The organism is Haloferula rosea (assembly GCF_016595525.1).
Taxonomy (GTDB): Bacteria; Verrucomicrobiota; Verrucomicrobiia; order Verrucomicrobiales; family Akkermansiaceae; genus Haloferula; species Haloferula rosea.
Window position 1 is genome coordinate 145755 of sequence record NZ_JAENII010000009.1, and the last position, 18315, is coordinate 164069.

Sequence of the window (18315 nt, forward strand, 5' to 3'; positions counted from 1 at the left end):
GCTTGTTTCTTGAGGCTTCAGTTCGCCCAGTCGGGCGCTTCCTTCTGGATGCTGCTCCAGAGGGTATTCATCTTGGATTTCATCCGCTTGAGTTCGTCGGGGAGCTTGTCGTTGAGTTCGTAGGCCTGCGAGCGATCGATCCCAAGATCATAGAGGGTGAAGCGTTCGAGCTTGGTCGAGCGGATCCACTCGGAGGTGGCCTGCTTGTCTCCCTTGGGCGCAAACCATCCGATGAGGACCTGATCGCCATCCCGCATGGCCATGTTGGGAAGGTAGCGGGAATCGTAGTTGGCCGGATACATCCAGCAGGCGGGGATGGGGCGTTCGACTTCCCGGCCTTTCAGGGCGGGCAGGGCGTTGACGCCATCGATGATGCGGTCGCTCGGAGCGTCGACTCCCACCGCGTGGCAGAAGGTCGGGAGCCAGTCGGTGCCATTGACGAGTTCCTTCGAGATGCTTCCGGCTTCGATCTCACCGGGCCAGCGGACGATGCCGGGCACGCGGTGGCCGCCTTCCAGCACGTAGCGCTTCATGCCGTGCCAGGGTCCGGGTGTGCCGAAGCAGCGGTCGCGGATCGGGTCCTCCCACTGATTGCCGGATTCTTCGAAGGTAACGGGGGTTTCGGGTCCGTTGTCGCTGGTGAAGACGACGATGCTCTCCTCGGTCTTGCCCTGGGCCTCGAGCGACTCCAGCAGGCGGCCGACCGAGTCATCGAGCTGGGTGACCGTGCCGTAGTAGTATTTCTTGTTTTCCTCGATCGGGCGTCCAAGCGGGCGGTGGACCTGGCCGTAGTCGATGGCGGACTCGAGGGTGTCAGTACGAGGATTATCGTAGCGCTTCGAGTAGGACTCCGGGGGCAGGATGGGCGTGTGGGGTTCGTGGTAGGAAACGAGAAGGAAGAAGGGTTTCTCCGGGTCGGGGCGGGCCGCCATCCAGTCGATGGCCTCCTTGACGATGGCATCGCAATACCACTGGCTGACCTCGCCGACCTTGTCGCCATTGCGGACGAACTTCGACGGGCTTTCGGGGCCATCGAAGGCATTCACTTCCGTGGCGAACCAGTGGTCGAAGCCGTGGGCTCCCGGGTCGGGTTGGCCGGTGAATTTGCCGAGGTGCCACTTGCCGACGAAGCAGGTGTCGTAGCCCTTCTGCTTGAGCAGGGTGGGCAGGGTGATTTCCTCTTTGAGTAGGTGGCTTCCCCTTGGCTGGCCGGCGATCGAGTAGAAGCCGCTGCGGTAGGGTGTGCGTCCGGTGAGCAGTCCGGCGCGTGAGGGCGAGCAGACGGTGCCCGCCGAGTGGCAATCGGTGAGCCGGACCCCTTCGTTTGCCAGTGAGTCGAGGTGCGGGGTCTGAATGATGGGGTGGCCGTAGCATCCTAGGTCGCCGTAGCCGAGGTCATCGGCGAGGAAGATGATGATGTTCGGTGGCTTCGCGGCCGACAGTGCGGGTGCAAGGATCAGGAGTGAGGCGAGTGCCTGCCGGATGAGGTTCGGGATGCGACCGGTCTTGTGGAATGTGCCCATGCTCATGGTTCGGTGGATTTGGCCTTCTTCCGGTTCTGGTAGTCCTTCTTCGACTGATACGGAGGAATGTGGTGCGGTTGGAGTTCGATGAGGGTGTCCGAACGAAGGGGTGCGGGTGACTTGGGAATCATGGCGGCAAGTCTCCGTTTGGTGGCGGCGTGTTGTTCCATGCCGGCGAGGTTGTGCCACTCCTCGGGGTCGCTTGTGTGGTCGTAGAGTTCTTCGGAGTCATCGATGTAGCGGATGTACCGCCACCTCTCGGTGCGCACGGAATACTCGGAGTGATCGTAGGTGGTGATGGCCGGGTGGTCCCAAGGATGGGCCGGGTCCCGAAGCAGCGGGACGAGGCTGTTTCCATCGAGATCCTTCTTTTCGGGTAGCGAACAAAGGTCGACCAGTGTCGGGTAGATGTCCATCAACGAGGTGACCCGCTGGCAATCGCCTCCGGCCCTCGAGCCTTCGGGCAGGGCCGTGGTGCCGGGCGGGACCTTGATCATCATGACGCAGCGGGCGACGTTTTCCCAGAGGGCGAACTTGCGCCAGTGCTGCTTCTCACCCAATTGCCAGCCGTGGTCTGACCAGACGACCACGATGGTGTTGTCGGCATGCGGGCTTTTCTCGAGCGCGTCCAGCAGTCGGCCGAGCATGGCATCGGCAAAGGTGACGGAAGCGAGGTATCCCTGCACGGCCTCGCGCCACTGGCCGGCCTCGATGACATGCTCGTGGTAGCCGCCGCCGCGCGCGATGATGTCATGCGCGCGGTCGCCGAGGTCGTCGGCGTCGTCCTTCAGGATCTTCGGAAGCTGAACGGACTCCAAGGGGTAGAGGTCGAAATAGGACCGGGGGACGTACCATGGCAGGTGCGGGCGGTAGATTCCGCAGGCGAGAAAGAAGGGCTTGTCGTGAGTGCGGGCCAGTTGTTTCGAGACCCAGTCGACGCATTTGCCGTCCCCGGTCTCCTCGTCCGTGAGGGGGATGGGCGCCCAGTCGAAGTCGCCATACATTCCGTCGAAGCCCGGCATGCTTACTGTGGTCCCGGGTTTGGGATAGTGGAAGTCCGGCATCGGCTGCTCGATGGACGGATAGTAGTCGTCCCAGCACTCCGGAGCGACCTGGGTATAGTGGAAGATCTTGCCGGCGCCGGCTGAGAAGTAGCCGTGGTTGCGGAAGTACTCGCCGAGGGTCACGGCATCCGGCATGGCCTTCCTCCAATCCTGATAGTTGGAATACATGCCCGAGGTGGTCGGGTGGTATCCGGTCATCACCGCGGATCGGGACGGGTTGCATCCGGGCGACGGGCAGTAGTTCCTGGAGAAATTGACGCCTTCCTTCGCCAATCGATTGAGGTGGGGCGTCTTTGCCTGTGGGTGGCCTCCGAGGGGTTCGATCCAGTCGTTGAGGTCATCGATGGAAATGAACAGCACGTTGGGCGGTCTCGCAGTGACCTCGGATGCAGGCAGGCAACTGATCGCTGCGATCAGTGCAAGTGCCGGACGAAGGAGGTCGAAGGAAGGCCACATGATGGGTAGGGAGATGCGGTCGGGGTGGTGCTCTTCAGGGCCGACATGGCGGCAAGGGAGCACGAAAACCGACACCAGACAGAATGAACATACTCCCTTATAGCAAGGCATATTCCACCCGATTGACTCATCTTTGAAGGACTTGAAGATTCTCGAGAATTTGTGTCCCAAGTCGTGGGATTCATCCCCCATGTGATAATTCGGGCGGAGTTCGGAAGGCGGGGGTTGGCCCTGCTTCTCCGGGGGTGTTTGATCTGTCTGGATGCCTATGATGAAAACCCGACCAAGAGCCCGATGTCAGGTGGTGGCGATGGCCATGGCCGCCGTTTTCGTTGCGTCCGCCTCCGCGATGCCGGCCCCGCTGGTCGACCGGGTCGGCTGGGCGGAGATGCTGGGTCGGCATGATCTGGTCTGGGGATCGATGCCCAAGCGGTGGGATCAGGCACCATTCCTCGGGAACGGGGAACAGGGGACCCTGATGTACGAGATCAATCGGAGGAGCCTGCGTTGGGATGTGGGTTGCTCAGCGGCGCACGACCACCGTCCTTTTGAGAAGGATGACCTGAGCGAGAAGGGGGTGGCGGTGTTGAACCGGGGGAGACACTTCATTGGTCATCTGCGTGTCGAGTTGCCCGAAGACATGACGGGTGGTCAGGCACGCCTGGATCTGTGGAATGCGGAAGCGAGGGGAACGGTAGAAGCGAAGGGCGGGGAGTTGTCATGGCGGACGCTGGTGCATGCGCGTGAGCCGGTGATGAAGTTCGAGATGACGCCATCGGGTTCGCTCGCCGATGCGAAGTTCGTGTATGTGCCTGAGAAGGCGCGCAGTGCGAGGGCGGTGCGGGCCAAGTCACTGAGGAAGCCTGCCAATCCCGATGCGGTATCTGGAACCCTTCCGGATGGAGTGAGGACTTCGGTGCAGCATTTGTGGGCGGGGGGGCAAACGGCGGTCGCCTACCTCGAAAGGAATGACGGCGGTAAGAGGTCGCTGTGGCTGAGCGTTCAGCACAGTTTTCCCGGGAAGGAAGCGGAAGCCGCGGCGGTGAAGGCGGTCAGGACGGCTGCGGCGACGGATCAGAGTGCGTGGACCGACGCCCACCGGGCATGGTGGCACGACTACTACCCGGCCAGCTTCGTTTCGACGGGTGACCCTTACTGGGACTCCTTTTACTGGATCCAGCAGTACAAGCTGGCCTGCGCCACCCGGGACAAGGGGTGGATCATCGACAACCAGGGCCCGTGGTTGCAGCCGACGGCGTGGAACGCGACCTGGTGGAACCTCAACGTGCAGCTGTCGCACTCGGGAACCTACCAGGCCAACCGGCGAGGCATGGCTTCGGCCCTGAGTCATCGGCTCGACATCAACCGGGCGAACCTGAGGCTCAATGTGGCGGAGCCTTATCGGGAGGACTCCTACGCGATCGGCCGGACGGTGTCGGGGTGGGATCTGCTGGGGCACGCCGGACAACCGGGTGGCCGTGAACCGATGGACAGAAACATCGGGCGGGAGTGCGCGAACCTCCTCTGGGGTCTGCACAATGTGGACCTTGAGGTGCGATACTGGCAGGATGCGGAACTTCGTGACCGGGTGCTCTTTCCGCTCCTTGTCGGAGCGGTGAACTACTACTGCCACTTCCTTGTTGAGGAGGATGACGGGCTTCTGCACATCCCGAATACGCACAGCCCGGAGTTCCGCAATGCGGAGGACTGCAGCTACGACCTCGATCTCCTCAGGTGGGGGGTGGGCAGGTTGCTTGAGATTGCCGATGAGCGCGGGCTTTCCGCGGCTGATGAACCGCTGATTCCAAAGTGGAGGGAGATCGAGGAGAAGCTGGTCCCGACGCATGTCAACGAGACCGGGCGGATGCTCGGCAAGAATGCTCCCTTGAATGGCGGGCACCGACATTGGTCCCACCTGATGGCCATCTATCCGCTGAGGACCCTGACTCCTGAAGACAAGAAAGACCGGGAGCTCATCGAAAAGAGCCTGAAGCGCTGGCACAGCTTCGGGCGCGGGATCGCGGGCTATGCCTTCACCGGCGCTTCCTGCATGTCTTCCCTGCTTGGAGATGGTGAGGGGGCGCTGACGTATCTCAATCAGCTGAAGTCGTACCTCAAGCCGAGCACGCTGTATTCCGAGATTGGTCTGCCGGTGATGGAGACGCCGCTGCATGGGGCCACGGCCATTCAGGAGATGCTCTTGCAGAGTTGGGGGGGACGCTTGCGCGTCCTTCCCGCGGTGCCGGGGACGTGGCCGGACGTGCAGTTCTCTCAGCTGCGGGGTGAGGGGGCGTTTTTGGTTTCTGCCCGGCGTGGGGGTGGCTCGACGAAGTGGGTGCTGGTGGAGTCCGAGGTCGGTGGTGTGGTGGAGGTCGAGCCCCAGCTTAATGATGCCGCATGGGTGACCACGGAGGGGACGAAGGTAAGCAAGCTGAGCCCGGGCGTGTATCGCATCGACGCACCGAAAGGCGGCATGGCGATGTTCTGGCCGGAAGGGACGGAGCGCCCGGCCATGGAAGTCTCGCCGGTTCGCGCGAGGGGAGCGGTTCACCGCTTCGGTCTGCCAAAGGGATACCGTGAGCTGGCTGCGAAGCCGGAGTAGCGGGGCGCGGACCCGAGCTCAGACGACGTCTCCGTAGAGCGTGAAGCCAGTGGATTCCTTGACTTGGATGTCGAGGATCTCGCCGGTCAGCTTGTGTGGGTCACCTTCGAAGATGAGGATCTTGTTCTGGCTGGTGCGCCCCGAGAGCGTCTCCTTGTTGTTCTTGGAAGGACCTTCGCAGAGGACCTTCTGGACCGTGCCGACGACGGCCTCGTTCTTGGCCTTGGCGATGCGGTTGACAGCATCGAGGAGGATCTGGTTGCGCTCTTCCTTCACGCGCTCGGGGAGTTGGCCGTCCATCTCGGCAGCCGGGGTGTCCTTGCGTTTCGAGTAGCGGAACACGAAGGCGTTGTCGAATTGCAGTTGGTTGACGGTATCGACGGTGGCCTGGAAGTCCTCCTCGGTCTCGGTCGGGAAACCGACGATGATGTCGGTGGTGATCGCGAGGTCGGGACGGGCGCCACGCATCTTTTCGCAGATCTCCACGAACTTGGCGTGCTTGTAGGGCCGGCGCATCGCCTTGAGGATGCGGTCGGAGCCACTCTGCATCGGGAAGTGGATGTGCGAGCAGAGCTTCGGCAGATAGGTGAAGGCGGCCACGAGGTCGTCGCGGTAGCCGATCGGGTGGGGTGAGGTGAAGCGGATGCGCTCCAGTCCTTTCACCTCATGCACGGCCTCGAGCAGCTGGACGAAGGGGGATTTGCCGTCGACCTTTTCGAATTCCGTGCGGCCGTAGAGATTCACGATCTGGCCGAGCAGGGTGACTTCCTTCACACCGCCATCGACGAGTCGCTCGACCTCCTCGACGACTTCGGGGATGGGGCGGCCGCGCTCCTTGCCGCGTGTGTCCGGGACGATGCAGAATGAGCAGCGCATGTTGCAGCCCTGCATGATGGAGACGAAGGCGGTGGCCTGGTGCTCCTTAGGCGTGTGATCGCGGATGGTGTTCTGCGAGCCGGATTCCTCCTCGAGGTCGCAGACGGATTCGCCGGTCAGGGAGAGCTCCACCTCGTCCATCCGGCGCTCGAGCCGGCCTTGGAGGATGGAGTCCACGTACTGGAAAACCTTGTGGTATTTCTGGGTGCCCACGACGACATCGAGGTGGGGGATGCGCTCGAAGAGTTCTTCGCCGCGGGATTGGGCCATGCAGCCCATGAAGCCGTAGACGACGTGGGGCTTCTGCTTCCGGTGGCGGCCCATGATGCCCATCTTGCCCAGTGCCTTCTGCTCCGCCTGGTCCCGCACCGAGCAGGTATTGATCAGAATGGCGTCGGCCTCCGCCTCGGTGGGCGTCACGGTGTAGCCGCCATCACGGAACATTTCGGCGACCTGCTCGGAGTCGCGCTCGTTCATTTGGCAACCGTAGGTGCGAATGTGGACCTTGGGCATCGGGCGGCAAGGTCTAGGGGGAAATCCCCAATGATCAAATTTCAATTTTCGAAATCGCCGTCCGGGTCGATGGGGGAGACATGAAATGGTGGATTCCGCTTTTGGTTGTCGCACTGGCGTCATGTTCCTCTCTGACGGTGCCCGGCGAGGGCAAGCCCACAGCGGGTGCGCGGGAGGCGTCGGGCATCCTGGCCCGGTCGGCTGCGGCGCATGGGGACCCGGTGGGGAGCTACCGGGTGGTCGAGGTGTTCTATGCCGGCGAGTGGACCGGGGTGGTCAAGAGACTGCAGCCGGAGCTGGTGGATGCGGATTTCCGCAAGACCTCCGTGGAAACCTACAAGCCCCGTCAGGCCGTGGTGATACAAGAGCACCGTGGACCCGGTGGCAGCAAACGCGTGGAACGGACGAAGGAGGGCGTGAAGGTAAGTTACAATGGGACGCCGATCGGGGATGAGCCGAGACGTGATGCCTCGGCGCTGGTGGCGGATGCCTACACGGCATTCCTTTTCGGCTCGTCCTGGCTGGCGGAGAACGGGCGAGATCTGGCGGTGCTCTCACCGGTGTCCCTCGATGGGCAGCGTTGCCTCCGCGTGCAGGGTCGATTGACGCCGGGGTTCGGGTTTTCCGAGGAGGATCGCTTCATTGCGTGGATCGATGAGGAGAGTGGTCTGCTGCGGCGCCTTCAGTTCACGATTGATGGCTTGGAGAGCACGCGGGGGGCGGATGTGGACGTGACCTTTTCCGAATTCTGGACGGCGGCAGACAGTTCTGTCTGGCCGGGAAGGTTTGTCGAGTTGGTGCAGCGGCCGGTGCTCGTGAAGGCCCACGAGTGGTGGATGACCGGGTTGAAGGCGGACGGGCGAACGCTGAAGTCGCCGGAGAAGGCTCAATAGGCGGGCTGGATCGGCCCGATATCCTGGTAGGGCTGCACCGCTGCGGTGTGGACCACCCAGAAGAAGAAGGCGGCCAGAATGCAGAGCAGGAGGATGCCGGTTGCGAGCGTGAAGCGGCGTGTGGCCCACCAGAGCTCCGAGCGTTCAGCGAGAATGGTGAAGATGGTCCATGCGAGTGGCATGAGCAGCAGAGAGATGCCGAAGTAGCGGATAAAGTGGACCGAGGCCATCGGGAGCGCCCGGCTGTTGACGCCCATGTTGAGGGTGACTTTCGCGAATGCGCCGACGAGGAAGGTGCCTCCGACGATCAGGGCGCATTGCAGGGCGCAAAGGACGAGTTGAGCGCGGTACTCTTCTCCAAGCCGGATCATCTTTGGAAGATATCACTCACGCAGGGGGCGACCATCCCGGATTTCCGAGGCTTGCATGGTCGGCCATCGGGGTCGATGCTCCGCCGCATGTTCGACGTGATGGATTTCTGGCCCCTTTCCTACTTCCAGCCCAAGTGGAAGAAGGAGGCCAAGCATTTGCTGAAAGGGGCGAAAAAGTTCATCCATTACAAACGCGATTTGCTGAAGCCCGATCGCATTGCCGAGATCGAGTCCCGGCGTGCCGACCTGAGTGATGCCGTACGGAAAAAGGACCGCGAGGCAGCGGAAGAGGCGGGCAAACAGCTTCGGGCCACCTGTGAGCAGTCGCTTTCGTCCCACCTGCAGCAAACGTGGTGGGAGGAGAACGTAGAGGTGCTTTTCGTGGCTCTGGTGGTGGCACTCGGGCTACGTGCGTATGTGCTCCAGCCATTCCGGATCCCGACGGGATCGATGCAGCCGACCTTGAACGGGATCACCGTCCACCGTGCTCCGGACGACCAGAAGAAGCCATGGATCGGCAGGCAGGCCTTCGATCTGATCTGGCACGGTCGCCGGCACCTGACCTACGTGGCGGAGAATGACATGGAGCTGCGCCGTCGCCCCGGCTATGCCCCCGGCAGGCCGGCTTCGTGGTTCCTGTTCACGCGCACGGCGTATGACTTCACGGACGGCAGCACCATCAAGGTGCCGGCGGAATCGAACGAGTCGGCGAAGATCTTCATGCGCGACGGCGGGTTCAAGACCTCGTTCCAGCAGGGCGAGACGATCTTCAACGGCTGGATTGATACGGGGGATCTCGTACTTGTCGACAAGATATCCTACCACTTCCGCAAGCCGAAGCGGGGTGAGGTCTTCGTCTTCGACACGCGGGCGATCACGACCAGTGGCGACACCAGCCGGGAGCTGCGCGACCAGACGGGAGGCTCGCACTACATCAAACGGCTGTGCGGCGTGCCCGGCGACGAACTTCAGATCGAGGAGCCGAACCTGATCGTGAACGGCAAGATCGCCCAAGAGCCCTGGATTCGACGGGTGATGGAGCGGGAGGGCGAATACGGTGGCCCGACCCATCCGGGTTACGTGCTGGCCGATGCGCGCAATGCCGAGAAGTTTCGGAAGGCGCCGTTGGTGCAGCCGGGTTCGGTATTCAAGCTGAAGGACTCCGATGAGGTGGGCATGCGTGAGTATGCCGCCCTCGGTGACAATACGAACAACTCATTGGATTCCCGCTACTGGGGTGCGGTGCATGAGTTCAATCTGGCGGGGCCGGGATGGTTTTCGCTGTGGCCGTTCGGCACCGGACATTGGGGGTTCATCCGCTGATCCAATTTTCTCCGCTTGATCCATGAGTCACGCTTCGGACATCACCCGCCAAGCGAAGTCGAACCTCGCGTTCGCACTTCACATCCTGCCGAAAGAGCGGCGGGACGATGCGGTGATCTTCTACGCCTACTGCCGGGTCATCGATGATCTCGCGGATGATCTCGAGGTGCCCGAGGAGGAACGCGAACGGGCGCTGGGCGAGTGGAAGCACGGGCTGGAACACGGTTTCGATAACCCCGATGCCCTCCAGCAGGACGTGCTGGCGCTGAGGGAGCGCTTGGGGATTCCCACGCAACTGCTGGTCGCGGTGATCGACGGTTGTCGGATGGACCTGAGGCCGCAGCGTTTCGGCACGTGGGAGGATCTTTCGAAGTACACGTGGAAGGTCGCATGTGCGGTCGGTCTCGTTTCGATCCGCATCTTCGGAGCGACGGACCCGGCGACCGAGAAGTATGCGGTGGCGCTTGGCCACGCCCTGCAGATCACGAACATCCTGCGCGATGTCGGCGAGGACCTCGACAATGGCGTGAGGATCTATCTTCCGCTGGCGGACTTCGCGCGGTTCCAGTATTCCGAGCGCGATCTCATCGGTAAGGTCTATGATGGGCGCTTTGTCGCGATGATGGCCTACCAGGCGGACCGGGCGGAGGCCTATTTCAAGGAGGCGGAGGATCTGCTGCCGGAAACCGATCGCAGTTCGCTGGTGGCTGCGGAGGTCATGCGTGAGATCTACCACACGCTTTTGAAGAAGATGCGGAAGGATGGCTTCCGGGTGTTCGATCGTCGCTATCGGCTCTCGAAGGCGAGAAAGATGACGATTTTTTCCAAGCGCCTGCTCGCGCGGTGACGCTTTGATGAATAAGTTCGCCTGAAAGGCGTTTCAGAATCAGATGAATGTGAAGCAGTATGCAGCCTTGGGGTTGGCAATCATGGGGATGGCCTCGTGCACGACCTATCAACAGCAGGCGGGCTTGATTGGTGGTGTCGCCGGCGCGGCTGCGGGTGCCGCTTTTGGTGATGATTCACAGGATGTGATCGCGGGTGCGGCGGCGGGTGCAGCGCTGGGTGCCGGCGCGGCGGCGGTGCATGAGAACCATGTGCGCAAGCGGGATTACGCCCGCTATGGCATTCCCGCACCGGAGGACAATCCGCCTGCGGGTGGTTCCGGAGGGGCGCCACCGCCTCCGAAGCAGGAATCGACCGAGTATCCCGTGGCGCAGCGGACCAGCGATCCGAACGAAGTTCTGAGCCCGTATCCACCTCACCACCGGATCAATGTGGAGGGTTTCAAGTCGGGGCAACTGGCGCGCGACCCGAAGAACCAGAAGATTTTCCGCATTCCCTGAGCCTGTTGCCCGGCATGGGGTAAGGGCGTTCATGCGGGAATGGGGTGTTTGCGGTCGGCGTTCGGGTGCCGGATGAGGATTGGGCTTTGCATGTTGGGCAGGGCTGTCATTGACTCCGCGGCATGTCGATCACCCGCCCAGATGGCCGCCAATTGGATCAGCTTCGCACGGTTTCCTTCGCTCCCGGAGTCGCCCCCCATGCCGATGGTTCGGTGTTGGTGTCGTTCGGGAACACGCGGGTGATTTGTGCGGCGACCATCGAAAATGACGTCCCACGCTGGATGAAGTATCAGAAGGTCGCTGGCGGTTGGGTGACGGCAGAATACTCGATGCTCCCTTACTCGACGCACGATCGGAAGGCGCGTGACATTTCGCGTGGCAAGCTCGACGGACGCTCGTCGGAGATCCAGCGCCTTATCGGGCGGTCGCTGCGTGCGGTGGTGGATTTGAAGAAGCTGGGCCAACGCACGGTGTGGGTGGACTGTGACGTGCTGCAGGCGGATGGCGGCACGCGGACCGCATCGATCACGGGTGGGTGTGTCGCGATGGCGATTGCACTCAATCGCCTGATGGGTGAGGGCAAGCTGAACGATTTCCCGCTCAAGCAGCTGGTGGCCGCGATCTCGACGGGTGTCTATCAGGGCGAGCCTGTCCTCGATCTCAACTATCCGGAAGACCGCGATGCGACGGTGGATTTCAATGCGGTGATGACCGAGCGCGGGGAGTTCGTGGAGGTGCAGGGCAGCGGCGAGGAAGCCGTCTTCACCAGCGAGGAGATGACTTCAATGCTGGACCTCGCGAAGAAGGGAACGAGTGAGCTTTTCACCCTGCAGAAGGCGGCGATCCTTGAAGCGGATCGGCCGGACGGTGATGCGCTTGCCAGTTTGGCAGGATCCTTCGGGAAGTGACCGAGGGCGAGGGTCGTCGGATCGGGCGACTCCAGCATGAGCCCTTGGGGCTGGATGTTTCACGGCGGTTTCACCGTGGGTTCATGAGCTTGTCTCGTGACGGATGGAGGTTGGGTCAATTCCAACCACCTCCACCATGCACATCTTACCGATTCATCCCACCATCGGCGCCCTGGCGCTGAGCCTTTGCCCACTGGGCTTCGCCAATCAGCAGGACATTGCCGGCCACGATGATCGGTCGGAAGCACCGCACTTCGAGATCGCGGGCGGCGAAGAGAACACCGAGCGCTTCCCGCTGAAGTCGACGAACTTGGAGGCGCGGATCTCGGGGGTGATCGCCGAGGTGAAGGTGGAGCAAACGTATGCGAACACCGGGGACACCCCCATCGAGGCGACCTATGTATTCCCGGCGAGTACCCGGGCGGCGGTCCACGGGGTGGAAATGCGGATCGGTGAGCGCCGGGTGGTGGCGAAGATCAAGGAGAAGGAAGAGGCAAAGAAGGTCTATGAGGAGGCGAAACGCGCCAACAAGACGGCATCCCTCCTGGATCAGGAACGCCCGAATGTCTTCAGGATGAGCGTGGCAAACATCCTCCCCGGCGACGAGGTGAAGGTCACCCTAACATTCAGCGAAAAGCTGACGGCGACCGAGCGGGTCTATGAGTTCGTCTATCCGACGGTGGTGGGGCCCCGCTACTCGGGAGCAGCGACGGCGAGGGAGACGTGGGTGGGAAACCCGTATCTGGAAGAGGGGGTGGATACGCCGGCAACCTTCGCGGCGAAGATCAAGTTGCAGAGCGGGCTGCCGATTCAGAAGCTGAGCTCGGCAAGTCACCAACCCGAGATTTCCTTCAAGGATGAAAAGCGCGCCCTGGTGGTACTGCCCGCCAGTGGGGAGGCTGCGAATCGCGATTTCGTCCTTCGTTACAGGCTGGCGGACTCCGAGGTGGAGAGCGGGTTGCTTCTGCATTGCGGGGAAGAGGAGAATTTCTTCCTTCTGAACGTGGAGCCACCGGAACGGGTGCGTCCCGAACAGGTGCCGGCTAGGGAGTATGTCTTCGTGCTGGATGTCAGTGGCAGCATGAATGGCTTCCCCTTGGATACGGCGAGGATGCTGATGCGTGATCTGCTGGGTGGTCTGCAGTCCACCGACACCTTCAATGTCATGCTGTTCGCGGGCGAGAACCGGATGCTTTCCAAGCAGTCGCTGCCAGCCACGGCGGACAACATCCGTCGAGGCACGGATCTAACAGGATTGGCCCGGGGTGGCGGTGGCACGGAGTTGCTGCCGGCGTTGAAGCGTGCCCTCGCCTTGCCTCAGGATGAGGATACGTCGCGCAGCATCGTGGTGGTCACCGATGGATTCGTCGACATCGAGAGGGAGGCGTTTGACCTGATCCGCAGAGAACGGGGCAAGGCGAACCTCTTTGCCTTCGGTATCGGCAGCTCGGTCAACCGGTGGCTGATCGAGGGCATGGCCCGGGCGGGCATGGGTGAGCCGTTCTTCGTTCTCCAGCCGGGCGAGGCGAGCCGGACCGCTGAGCGATTCCGCGACTACATCAGCTCGCCGGTCCTGACGGGAATCCGGATCCGCTATGAGGGATTCAAGGCGTATGACACCCAGCCGCAGAGTGTGCCGGATGTTTTCGCCGACCGCCCGATCGAGATCGTCGGCAAGTGGAAGGGGAATGCCAAGGGTCGGATCATCGTGACGGGGCATGGTGGGGGAGGGCCGTATGAGCAGGTTTTCGAGGTGTCGACCGGGGCGGGGTCGGGACTTGAGAACCCGGCGCTTCGGCCGCTGTGGGCGAGGGAGCGGGTCCGGGTACTGGCTGACAATTCGATGGTCGGTTCGTCCGGCCGCCGTGGTGGGGTCGACGAGGAATCGAAGCGGGAGATCACTTCGCTGGGGCTCACCTATGGATTGCTCACGGACTACACCTCATTTGTCGCGGTCGATGAAACGCCGCGCGAGGTGCTTGAGAAATTGCGGTCGGTCCAGCAGCCCTTGCCGCTGCCCCAGGGTGTAGGGAACTCGGCCTTGGGCGGAGGTCAGGTGTCGGTTGGTGTGAGCGCGAGTGCTTCAGGGCTCACCGGCGCAGCTCCTGAGCCGGGGGCCATCGGTTTGATCCTGGTGACGGCAATCGGTCTGCTGATGCGTCGCCATCGCGTGCAGGGCTGATGCATTTCCCCATCTCGATGATGTCGATGAAGGAAAGGCTCCACCCGGCGCCTCGATGGGTTTCGGTTGTGGCAGGTGTGGGGTTTCTGATCACGCTGCTCCCGGTGCTGGGTTGGTATGTGCGGCGGGCGATGGATGGGTCCGACGAGCCACTGGGGGTGATCGCCCTCGTGGCGGCAGTGGTGCTCGGCGCGCTCGGCGTTTGTGGGGGTGGCCCGAATCGCATCCAGCTTCATCCTTGTCGACTGCTGCTGGGTGCCCTCGTCCTCGGGGTGATCCAGAACAGCGACCTCGTCCGGTATCCTCTGGCCATCGCGATGCTGGCGGTGGCGGTGATCTCGCTTTCGGTGTCGATGAAGCGTGGAAAGGCCGGCTTGGTGGCACTGCTGGTTCTTTCCATGCCGGTCATGGCGTCGTTGGATTTCTACGCAGGCTACCCGCTGCGAGTGGTGGCGGCAGAGATTTCCCATGGCTTGCTGACGGTTGCGGGCATTGAGGTCGAGCGGGCGGGGGTGATGTTGATCGACGGCGGGCGTTTGGTGGGCATCGACCCACCGTGCGCGGGGATTCGCATGCTGTGGACTGCGTCCTTCGTGGCTGCTTTTCTAGCAGCCCGGATGCGACTGGGTTGGACGCAGACGGTGGGGTTGATGTCCTTGGCGGTCGTCTGTGTGGTCATCGGCAATGGGGTGCGTGCCGCTTTAGTCTTTCTCCCGGAGTCCGGACGGGTGGAGTGGCCGGAATCGCTGCATTCGGCCGTCGGTTTGGTGGTCCACGGAGGGGTGTTGGCTGCCCTGTTCGGGCTGGCTTCGCGGCTGGATGCCCGAGGAATGCAGGACACGCAGGTGAGGCCGCTTCCATGGAGTCGGCGCGCGGCTGTGGTTGTCGTGGCCATGCTGCTGGTGCTTGGCGGCTCGCGGGTGGTGGGGAGGCATCCACCGAAGGCAGTGGTCGAAGGGGAGGTGCAGTGGCCCGCGACCTTGGATGGGATCCCGCTGGTCCCGCTTCAACTGGGGCCGATGGAGGTCCGCTTCGCGCGTTCGTTTCCCGGTCAGATCGCCCGGTTTCAATGGGGCGACGGGGAGGTGATCATGCGGCGAACGGACCGGGCGACGCGCATGATGCATCCGAGTGGCGACTGCCTTCGGGCTGCGGGCTATCGTGTGGAAAGTGAGCCCGTCTTCCTCGATGGCGACGGCCGCTGGTGGGGTGCTTCGACCGCGCGGCGGGACGGCAGGCAATGGGACGTGCACGAGCGCTATGTCGGCTCCGCTGGTGAGGCATCGCTTGATGCTTCCGCCTGGTATTGGAAGGCGGTGCTGCACCCGGAAGACGGTCCGTGGACGGCGACCACCGTGCTCATGCCCGCTTCCGGATCCGTGGCAGTCCTCGGGAAACGCTGAGGGCAATCCCGTATCGCGGCGTTACCGGTTCTGCCAGCGGGTATGGTTGGATCGTGCGTCCTTCTGAATCCGCGGGTTCTGAATCCGATCGATCGCATCCAGCGCGGCTTTCTCGTTGTTGCGGGCGTGAAGCGAACTCAGGGAGAATTCGGACAGGCTGTTGTCACGATGCCAGCCGGGCGGCAGATCTCCGATCCATTCCAGTGCCTCATCGGGAGAGTGGTGGATGTAGGTGCGAATGCCGACGCGATAGATGTCCTCGTATCGTTGCTGGGCCGGGATGGTGGTGGCCCAGGTGGCGAGGGCGATGGGATCCTTGGCGTGGACCAACTGGTTGTGGAGCCGGTAGGGCAATTCCTTGTGGTAGCGATCCCAGTCGCCCGCCTGAATGACGCTGTCGATCAGTGCGGTGAAGGCCAGTGGATTGTTGTCGATCTGCTTGATCGCTCCGTCGACCACCTCGGACCTCATGGAAGGGGGGACGAGTTGCAGTTGGTCGAATACCTGGTCCCGGCTGTTGGACGACTTGAATCGGGCAATGATGGCACTTTCGTAGATCTTCGCGAGACCACCTTCAGAGGCTTTCGCACCGTTGATCAGATCGATGAATGACTGATCGGCGAACTCGGCACCGAGTTGTTCGAAGACACGCTTGTTCTCCGGAGTGTCCGGAAGGGAGGCCAGATCGGAAATCCAGGCTTGGCGATCGGGATGGTTCACATGGTCCGGCCCCAGCAGTTTCTTGGCGACCATGTCGGTATCGAAGGCACCAAGCTGGGGGAGGTAGGCAATCAGGGCCCCCGGCTGGCTCTGTGAGACGACCTGGATCCAATGCAGGCGGGCGGTGCCGGTCATCAGGCCGAAGGACTCACCCTGGACAAGATTGAAGAAGGTCTCGGGATCATTTGCGATGCCCTCGTCGAAGGCGGAAAGCAGGCTTTTTCCGGTGAAGAATTGTTCGGTGACCATCGTGTCGATCGCGGCCCTGAGCGCCGCGGCGGGATCCTCCTCGTACCATTCACGTAGTAGTTCCAGTCTCGCCTGATGTCTTTCCTCGAGTCCGAGGTCGGTGAGGGCTTCGAGGGCGTTCCACTGCCCGCTCCGGGTCGCTGCAAGCTTGGCGATGTTCAGGCGCTCGCTCAGTGGTACGGGTCTGCTGTCGGCGCGGGCGGTGCCGCTGGATGGGCTCTGTGCGGTTCGTCCTGCTTCAGCCGTCCCCTGCGGGCTGGTGGACGTCGGTTGAGGGCGAACCATCCATGCGAGGGCGGCCCCGGCGAGCAGGCAGATCAGGCTGATGATGGCGGTTCTCATTTTCCGGGAGGGACGAAGTTCTTCGCCTTGAACAGGCGGGTGGCCAATTCCGGATCCTGACTGCGCAGGTCGTGGGAAAGGGCTCCGAGACCCATGTCCCGATCCACGCTGGTAGGCAACTGGATCAACCACTCGGCATAGGATTCACCGTATGTCCTGTAGGCGCCGAGCGTGGCGCCGGTCCAGCGCATGAAGCGTTGCTGGAGTGGCCCTTGGGACGGGTTGTAGGGGTAGGCGTTGAAGAGTTCCATCAGGCGCTTGGGGTCTCTAGCCAGGTTGCTGGCGCCAGTCATGATGACGGTGTGGGCATCCTCGGCAGGCAGGTCGGCGAGCCAGCCCACGGCTGCTTGAGGGTCCGCAGCAGCCAGGTGGGTGAACAGGTGGCGCTTGGTCTCCATGGGTTCTTCCTCGAGAAGTTTGTTGATGTCGGGCGGAAGGGCTTCGAGGAGTGCGTCCATGTTCAGCTCTCCCTTGGAGACGAGGGTCAGCGGTGAAGGATCTTCTTCCAGCCATGCGGAACGAACTTCCTCCACCTTGACCCGGAGTAACTGCTGCAACTCATCCCTTCGGACTTCTTCCGGTGCCTTTTTCGATGAACTCGACTGGACCAGGGCATCGAGCCTGGTCTTGAGATCGGTTTCGATGGGTGCGGCGTAGCGTGACTGCCAGAACTGTCTGGATCCCTCGATGAATGGCCTCGTTTCGGGATGGTCGGTCATCAGCCCATCCAGCCAGGTCAGGGCGTCGTCTCCTTGAGCGGCAGGGATGTTCAGGATCTGATGGAACTGGCCGGTGCCAATCATGAGTTCGGCCCATGCCCGGCTGTGTTCGTCCGGGCAGCGCCGTGTGGCGTGGGTCATGAACGCCTGGGCGGCGGAGAAATCGAGTTTTTCGAGGGTGGCCTCGATGGTTTCGAGTCCATCCTGCCAGCTCATCTCGGCCAGTTGATCAAGCAGTTGTCCTTGGGCATCGGACAAGTTGCGGGTGACGGGAAGGAGGGCCAGCTCCAGCAGGGCTTCGCGTGGGAGGGTTTCGCCATGTGACACGAATGCTTCTGCAAGGGCCGCAATGGCAGGTGAAGGGAGTTCGGCAATCGGCGGGATCGCATCGACCGCAGCTTCTTGGTCGGTCTTGAGTGCGCCGACCATGGCATCCGTCAGGCGGAACCAGTCGGAGTTTGGCTCCGTGGAAAGCGTCCGGATCAAGCCTGGCAGCGACTCTGAGAAGGGTGATTTTAACAGCTCACCCGTCGAAGGCGCGGCATCCTCGAAGTCGGGTTCGGGGGAGGATTCGGGCTTCGAGGGACGACCGTAGAGTCGCAGGTCCTTGCCGCCCGCGGTGCTGCCGGTCGGCTGGTCATGCTTGGCCCACTGCTGGGTTGCCAGGAAGCCGACCCCGAAAGCGACGCATGGAGGTAGCCAGTATTTCCAAGCTTTCATGATGATAGGTGACTATTGAGGTCGTGGTTTCCCAAGTCAATCCGGCAGTCCACGGCGATGTCTGGAGTCGAAATCGGGCCGACGGTGAGGCGGCTTCTCGGTCTG

Annotated in this window: 14 protein-coding genes; 8 read left to right on the top strand and 6 right to left on the bottom strand. The window is 62.3% G+C overall.

Annotated features, from left to right (window positions below; all coding sequences use genetic code 11):
• Nucleotides 1-17: 17 nt before the first annotated feature.
• Both JIN81_RS12620 and JIN81_RS12625 read right to left on the bottom strand, forming a co-directional pair.
• Entirely contained in the window at nt 18-1529 is a 1512-nt protein-coding gene (locus JIN81_RS12620) for a sulfatase family protein (protein WP_200280101.1), read from the bottom strand.
• Nucleotides 1526-3154, bottom strand: a complete 1629-nt coding sequence (locus JIN81_RS12625; protein WP_234044848.1) for a sulfatase — start codon at nt 3152-3154, stop codon at nt 1526-1528. Before JIN81_RS12625 ends, JIN81_RS12620 begins: the two co-directional genes overlap by 4 nt.
• A 205-nt stretch (nt 3155-3359) precedes the next feature.
• Here JIN81_RS12625 and JIN81_RS12630 point away from each other — a divergent pair, with 205 nt between their 5' ends.
• On the top strand, nt 3360-5645 hold the full coding sequence (locus JIN81_RS12630) for a glycosyl hydrolase family 95 catalytic domain-containing protein (protein ID WP_234044849.1): 2286 nt from the start codon (nt 3360-3362) through the stop codon (nt 5643-5645).
• 18 nt (nt 5646-5663) lie between these two features.
• Here JIN81_RS12630 and miaB read toward each other — a convergent pair whose 3' ends face one another.
• Nucleotides 5664-7034 carry a tRNA (N6-isopentenyl adenosine(37)-C2)-methylthiotransferase MiaB gene (gene miaB / locus JIN81_RS12635; RefSeq protein ID WP_200280109.1) on the bottom strand — a complete coding sequence of 457 codons (1371 nt, stop codon included), beginning with the start codon at nt 7032-7034 and terminating at the stop codon, nt 5664-5666.
• Between the two features lie 80 nt (nt 7035-7114).
• On the opposite strand from miaB, the gene JIN81_RS12640 reads away from it, so the two are divergent.
• Nucleotides 7115-7927: a hypothetical protein gene (locus JIN81_RS12640; protein WP_200280111.1), complete on the top strand. Its 813-nt coding sequence runs from the start codon at nt 7115-7117 to the stop codon at nt 7925-7927.
• On the opposite strand, the gene JIN81_RS12645 is transcribed toward JIN81_RS12640, so the two are convergent.
• The gene (locus JIN81_RS12645; protein ID WP_200280114.1) at nt 7921-8298 is read right to left on the bottom strand and encodes a hypothetical protein; all 378 of its coding nucleotides are present in this window, start codon (nt 8296-8298) and stop codon (nt 7921-7923) included. The genes JIN81_RS12640 and JIN81_RS12645 overlap by 7 nt on opposite strands.
• Nucleotides 8299-8373: 75 nt before the next feature.
• Here JIN81_RS12645 and lepB point away from each other — a divergent pair, with 75 nt between their 5' ends.
• The 6 genes from lepB (at nt 8374) to JIN81_RS12675 (ending at nt 15460) form a co-directional block, all read left to right on the top strand.
• A complete protein-coding gene (gene lepB / locus JIN81_RS12650) occupies nt 8374-9621 on the top strand; it encodes a signal peptidase I (protein ID WP_200280117.1) in 1248 nt (415 codons plus the stop codon).
• Nucleotides 9622-9643: 22 nt separating this feature from the next.
• Nucleotides 9644-10468, top strand: coding sequence for a phytoene/squalene synthase family protein (locus JIN81_RS12655; protein ID WP_200280120.1), 825 nt, complete (start codon nt 9644-9646; stop codon nt 10466-10468).
• A gap of 43 nt (nt 10469-10511) precedes the next feature.
• Nucleotides 10512-10967 (top strand): hypothetical protein, encoded by a 456-nt coding sequence (locus JIN81_RS12660; RefSeq protein WP_200280123.1) that lies wholly within the window; start codon nt 10512-10514, stop codon nt 10965-10967.
• 122 nt (nt 10968-11089) lie between these two features.
• The gene (gene rph, locus JIN81_RS12665; RefSeq protein WP_200280126.1) at nt 11090-11875 is read left to right on the top strand and encodes a ribonuclease PH; all 786 of its coding nucleotides are present in this window, start codon (nt 11090-11092) and stop codon (nt 11873-11875) included.
• Nucleotides 11876-12011: 136 nt separating this feature from the next.
• Nucleotides 12012-14057 (top strand): VIT and vWA domain-containing protein, encoded by a 2046-nt coding sequence (locus JIN81_RS12670; RefSeq protein ID WP_200280129.1) that lies wholly within the window; start codon nt 12012-12014, stop codon nt 14055-14057.
• The gene (locus JIN81_RS12675; RefSeq protein ID WP_234044856.1) at nt 14057-15460 is read left to right on the top strand and encodes an exosortase/archaeosortase family protein; all 1404 of its coding nucleotides are present in this window, start codon (nt 14057-14059) and stop codon (nt 15458-15460) included. Before JIN81_RS12670 ends, JIN81_RS12675 begins: the two co-directional genes overlap by 1 nt.
• Nucleotides 15461-15481: 21 nt before the next feature.
• Here the strand turns inward: JIN81_RS12675 and JIN81_RS12680 are convergent, their stop codons facing one another.
• Both JIN81_RS12680 and JIN81_RS12685 read right to left on the bottom strand, forming a co-directional pair.
• Nucleotides 15482-16771 carry a hypothetical protein gene (locus JIN81_RS12680; protein WP_200280135.1) on the bottom strand — a complete coding sequence of 430 codons (1290 nt, stop codon included), beginning with the start codon at nt 16769-16771 and terminating at the stop codon, nt 15482-15484.
• A complete protein-coding gene (locus JIN81_RS12685; RefSeq protein WP_200280138.1) occupies nt 16768-18210 on the bottom strand; it encodes a hypothetical protein in 1443 nt (480 codons plus the stop codon). Before JIN81_RS12685 ends, JIN81_RS12680 begins: the two co-directional genes overlap by 4 nt.
• Between the last annotated feature and the right edge of the window lie 105 nt (nt 18211-18315).

Coding starts and splice junctions, on each gene's coding strand:
- JIN81_RS12620 (WP_200280101.1), bottom strand. CDS start 1,529: ATGAGCATGGGCACATTCCACAAGACCGGTCGCATCCCGAACCTCATC.
- JIN81_RS12625 (WP_234044848.1), bottom strand. CDS start 3,154: ATGCCTTGCTATAAGGGAGTATGTTCATTCTGTCTGGTGTCGGTTTTC.
- JIN81_RS12630 (WP_234044849.1), top strand. CDS start 3,360: ATGGCCGCCGTTTTCGTTGCGTCCGCCTCCGCGATGCCGGCCCCGCTG.
- miaB (WP_200280109.1), bottom strand. CDS start 7,034: ATGCCCAAGGTCCACATTCGCACCTACGGTTGCCAAATGAACGAGCGC.
- JIN81_RS12640 (WP_200280111.1), top strand. CDS start 7,115: ATGAAATGGTGGATTCCGCTTTTGGTTGTCGCACTGGCGTCATGTTCC.
- JIN81_RS12645 (WP_200280114.1), bottom strand. CDS start 8,298: ATGATCCGGCTTGGAGAAGAGTACCGCGCTCAACTCGTCCTTTGCGCC.
- lepB (WP_200280117.1), top strand. CDS start 8,374: ATGCTCCGCCGCATGTTCGACGTGATGGATTTCTGGCCCCTTTCCTAC.
- JIN81_RS12655 (WP_200280120.1), top strand. CDS start 9,644: ATGAGTCACGCTTCGGACATCACCCGCCAAGCGAAGTCGAACCTCGCG.
- JIN81_RS12660 (WP_200280123.1), top strand. CDS start 10,512: ATGAATGTGAAGCAGTATGCAGCCTTGGGGTTGGCAATCATGGGGATG.
- rph (WP_200280126.1), top strand. CDS start 11,090: ATGTCGATCACCCGCCCAGATGGCCGCCAATTGGATCAGCTTCGCACG.
- JIN81_RS12670 (WP_200280129.1), top strand. CDS start 12,012: ATGCACATCTTACCGATTCATCCCACCATCGGCGCCCTGGCGCTGAGC.
- JIN81_RS12675 (WP_234044856.1), top strand. CDS start 14,057: ATGCATTTCCCCATCTCGATGATGTCGATGAAGGAAAGGCTCCACCCG.
- JIN81_RS12680 (WP_200280135.1), bottom strand. CDS start 16,771: ATGAGAACCGCCATCATCAGCCTGATCTGCCTGCTCGCCGGGGCCGCC.
- JIN81_RS12685 (WP_200280138.1), bottom strand. CDS start 18,210: ATGAAAGCTTGGAAATACTGGCTACCTCCATGCGTCGCTTTCGGGGTC.